The organism is Pseudomonas nicosulfuronedens (assembly GCF_005877905.1).
Lineage (GTDB): Bacteria > Pseudomonadota > Gammaproteobacteria > Pseudomonadales > Pseudomonadaceae > Pseudomonas > Pseudomonas nicosulfuronedens.
On sequence record NZ_SWDV01000085.1, the window covers coordinates 1 to 4,617 of the forward strand.

A 4,617-nucleotide genomic window follows, 5' to 3' on the forward strand; every position below is an offset into this window, starting at 1 on the left:
TGATAGTTATCCTGCATGGGAGCTTGATTCTGTTTGGATGTTTTCCGGAAGCGAGCACTACTAGCGTCAGCGTGCTAGGAGTTGGCTCCTTATTTGGCTCCAGCGTGTTGAGGGCAAATATCAATGAAGCGGGCACACCCTGGCAGCTCGACGAGCCGATAGTTCAAGGTTCGGTCCGTTCAATCAATAGCTTGAATCTCCGCGATGCTCAGACTCACATAGTTTCAAAAGGGCGCCTAGCGGAAAATCTCGGTGCGGCATCGACATCCGTCTCTCTTCCTGAACCGCAAGTCGCTCCAGGCCGATCATCTGTGGTGCTGAATGAGCGGCCGACCACGAGTGTTAGCTTCCTCACTCGCTGGATAGCCAGTCTCAAGTCGATCACCGACCTCTGGAACGGCTATCAGGATCAGTTGGTCAGAGTCTTCTGGGGCGCAATAGCGATCCTTCTCGGCGTATTGATGTGGAACTGGCGGTTATTGACCAAGATGCGAAGCCGAGCGGTATCGCAGCGGGAACTGATCGATCGCCTCGAGTTCAAGCGCGCGATGATCGACGGCATTCCCCATCCCATCTCTGTGCGCGACCGTGCCGGTCGACTGGTCACCTGCAATCGCAACTTCCTTGAGTACACCGGCATGATCCGGAAGGAGGCGCAGGGCACGCGCTTGACTGACAACAAATGGTTGTCAGAAACGGATGCGCAGAAGCTCCATCAGGAGTACCTGACGCACATGGATCAAGCGCAAAGCCTGTCGAGAGATCGGGTCTGGCTTGTACGCGGAGAAAGGCGAGAAGTCCACCATTGGGCCACGCCTTATCGCAATGGCGGAGCAGAGATTGCGGGTCTGGTTTGTGGCTGGATCGATGTGACCGAGCGCGAGCGCCTTCACCATGAAGTCCAACTAGCCAAGGATCAGGCGGAAGAGGCTAATCGCGCCAAAAGTACCTTTCTCGCCACAATGAGTCATGAGATTCGCACGCCCATGAACGCGATCATCGGCATGTTAGAACTCGCCCAGATGAATCCCCAGGAGAGGGCGCGCGATGACGGAAACCCAATTGAAGTCGCCTACGACTCCGCCAAAGGGTTGCTGTTGTTGCTCGGCGACATTCTGGATGTCGCGAAGATTGAAGCAGGGCACCTGGCGCTGGTGCCTGAACGCGCCAGTCTGCGCGAATTGGTGGAATCGGTAGCGCGCGTCTTCGAGGGGCTTGCGCGGCAGAAGGGACTGCAGCTCAGGCTGGAAATGCTGTTGGACGGCATCGGTGACGTGATGATCGATCCGCTTCGTTTCAAGCAAATCCTCTTCAACCTGGTGAGCAATGCAATCAAGTTCACCGATGTCGGCTTCGTCCATATCGAAGTTCGAAGTGAGCCTTTGGCAGACGAGCGCATCATGCTCCATATGGCCGTCAAGGACAGCGGCATAGGCATGACGGGAGACGAGTTGGCGCATGTCTGCGAACCTTTCCAGCAGGCGCTGGCGGGGAGGGCTTCGCGGGGAGGAACCGGGCTCGGACTGACGATATGCCGCACTCTCGCCGAGATGATGGGTGGGTGTCTGTGCATCGAGAGTTTGTCGGGGCAGGGGACGACCGTCAGCGTGCAATTGCTTTGCAGTGTGCTTGCGCCCTTGAGCAACGCGGCCGTCTCGGCGTGTCCGCCGCAGAGTGCGTCAACTCCGATGAAGATTCTGATCGTCGACGATCACGAGGCCAATTTGTTACTTCTGTCCCGACAGCTAGACCACTTGGGACACCAGGTGGTCGTAGCCGACAATGCTCGAGATGCGCTGACGTCTTGGCAGGCCGGCGACTTCGATATGGTGATCACGGATTGCTTCATGCCAGACATCAGCGGATATGTACTGGCCGGCAGTATCCGCGATATCGAGCGGGAGAGGAAAGCACCCCGCTGTACCATTCTGGGCCTTACTGCGAATGCCCAGCCCGATGAAGTACAACGTTGCCGCGATGCAGGCATGGACGACTGCCTGTTCAAGCCAATCGGCCTACAAGAGCTTCGCTCCTATCTGCAGCGCAGAGGTGGAACGGCTGTCCAGAGCGCGCTCGGTGCCTTCGACCACAACGCGGTGCTGGCTATGTCGTGCAACGATCCGGCGTTGGTTGTGGACCTTCTCCAGCGCCTGCACAGTGCGAACGGCAAGGATCTGACGCAATTGGAGCCGCTGCTGCAGCGCCGTGATCTAGTGGCGCTGGCTGATCTTGCTCATCGAATTCGCAGTGCTGTGTCGCTGATCGGAGCGGCCGGGCTGTTCGAGCGACTCATTGGACTCGAACGCGCCTGCCGAAAAGATGCGCCCCAGGACGAGCTGCAAGCGCGCCTGCACGATGTACTCGACGAGATGCATGCGCTACAGCATCAATTGAAGCTGGCCATCGATGCCGGTAAGCACCTGGAAAGCGGCCTCGCTGGCGCATAGTCCCTGAAGCGGTGACCGGCGGCTCGCGTATGGACCGCTACTCTAGTCGTAACATCACCTATCAGGACGGCAGGTCATGAGTACGGTAATGATCGTTGATGAGCATCCGATTGCAAGGCATGCCCTGCGTTTGCTCATTGAAGCGGAAGGTCACACGGTGGTGGCGGAGTCTGGCAATGGCACTGAGGCGCTTGACCTCGCACGCCGGCTCCGGCCGAGTCTGCTGCTGCTGGAACTGGCCATTCCTGGTCTAGGGGGGCTCGAGACCATACAGCGTCTCGCCCGTCAGGCATCAGATGTCAAGGTACTGGTAGTGACAGGACAAAGTACCGACTATTTTGCCGCTCGCAGCCGTGAAGCAGGGGCGCTCGGCTTCATCAGCAAACAGACCGATCTCGAGCAAGTAGGCATGGCTGTCAAGGCGTTGCTGAACGGACATACTTATTTCCCGCGCGACTCCGTTCAGGCACTGCCGAATCTGTTGCCCGATCAGGTGGGATCCAATCCGCTGAAAGCCTTGTCCGCGCGTGAATTGACGGTTCTGCAGATGCTCGCCAAAGGATTGGCCAACAACACGATCGGCGAGCAGTTGCTGCTGAGTGAAAAAACCATCAGCACCTACAAGGCGCGTGTCATGCAGAAGTTGCGCGCCAGTTCCATGTTGGAGCTGCTCGACATTGCTCGCCGTCACGGCCTCGTAGACGCCACTGCATTCAGCAGCGACGTTGCCGTGCCGGAACTCCTGGATACTGCAGCGCAGGGAGAGTTGAACCTGCTCCGGGCAATAATCGATGCGATGCCTCACGCCGTCAGTTTTCGCGATGTGGAAGGGCGTTTGGTCACCTGCAACAACCAGTATCTCGAACAGCACTCGCTCAAACTGGAGAGCGCAGTCGGTAAACGGATCTACGAGACGGGCGAGTTGCCCGCCAAGCATGGACATTATGTTCATGACCGGCTGATAGCCGCGATGAAGCAGGGGCAGCCCTACACGGCAGATGTCTGTTTGAGCTTGCAAACGGGCGAGCGGGTGCTTCGCCACTGGGGCAAGCCCTACCGAGACAGTGAAGGCACCTTGCTGGGGTTGATATGCGGCAACGTGGATATAACCGACCTGGACAGCAACCTGATCGATCTCAGGAGCAGCAGTCGCCGCCTTGAGGTTGCCGTGCAGGCCAAGGGGCATTTCATGCAGTGGGTGACCGACGAAATGGCCGCTCCGCTGAACAGAATCGCGGCCATGCTGAATCTTGCTATCGCCCCTCAGGACGCCGACAAGCAAGCAGAGGCGCTGGATATTGCCCAACATGCAACTCAAGGTCTGCAGAAGATGCTCAGCGACTTCCGAGATTACTTGCGCCTGGAAGCAGGGAGGCACCCGTTGGTACCGGAGGCTGTCGATATTGAGGCGTTGACCCGGAAGCTTGTCGAGGAGTTCAGGCCCGCCGTTGTCGAACGTGGTCTAACTCTCGGGCTTGATACTTCCGGGACCCTCCATCCCTGTGTCTGGCTAGACCCGACGGCGTTTCGCACCATAACGTTGGCCGTCTTGGACAATGCACTCAAGTTCACCGACCAAGGCAGCATCGAGGTGCAGCTTCATAGCATTGGCCAGGGGCAGGGCTTGGTCAGTGTCGAGCTAAGGGTGCGTGACACCGGCATCGGCATGTCGGCAGATGCACAGGCACGCTCGTTCGACGCCTTCAATCAGCATCTGGACGACCTGAATATTCGACGCGGGGGCAGTGGAATCGGCCTGGCGCTGTGCAAGCGACTGGTCGAGCAGATGAATGGTGAAATCCAACTGAGCAGCAGTCCTGGAGATGGGACCACGATTTCCGTACATCTGATGTTGCCCAAGGCGAGTTGATATCCAACGTCTAGCACTGATTTTAATTAGTAGTCAGCGTGTTCCTACTTTTCAGTGGGCTGGTTCCGATACAGATTTATGAGGCGAGATCCTAGAGTGATGAGGCTCTTCATACTTTTGGGTACTCTCATGTTCGGTACTTCAGTCAGGGCGTTGGTGTTGTGCGGGAACTCCGGGCGCCAGATAACGTTCAGTGCCATGCTCAATCGTCTCGGGATATTTCGGATGGCATTGTGTTCGAATGTCGAGGAGCTTCAAAAGGCGTGCGCGCGACATCCATCTTTCGACCTGTTCATTATT

General features: G+C 57.4%; 2 protein-coding genes. Both read left to right on the forward strand.

The window, feature by feature from the left end; all coding sequences use genetic code 11:
- Nucleotides 1-2,447 (forward strand): response regulator (locus FAS41_RS30295; RefSeq protein ID WP_138526957.1); only part of this gene is annotated, 2,447 nt, incomplete at its 5' end.
- 76 nt (nucleotides 2,448-2,523) lie between these two features.
- On the forward strand, nucleotides 2,524-4,317 hold the full coding sequence (locus FAS41_RS30300; RefSeq protein WP_138526958.1) for an ATP-binding protein: 1,794 nt from the start codon (nucleotides 2,524-2,526) through the stop codon (nucleotides 4,315-4,317).
- Nucleotides 4,318-4,617 lie beyond the last annotated feature (300 nt).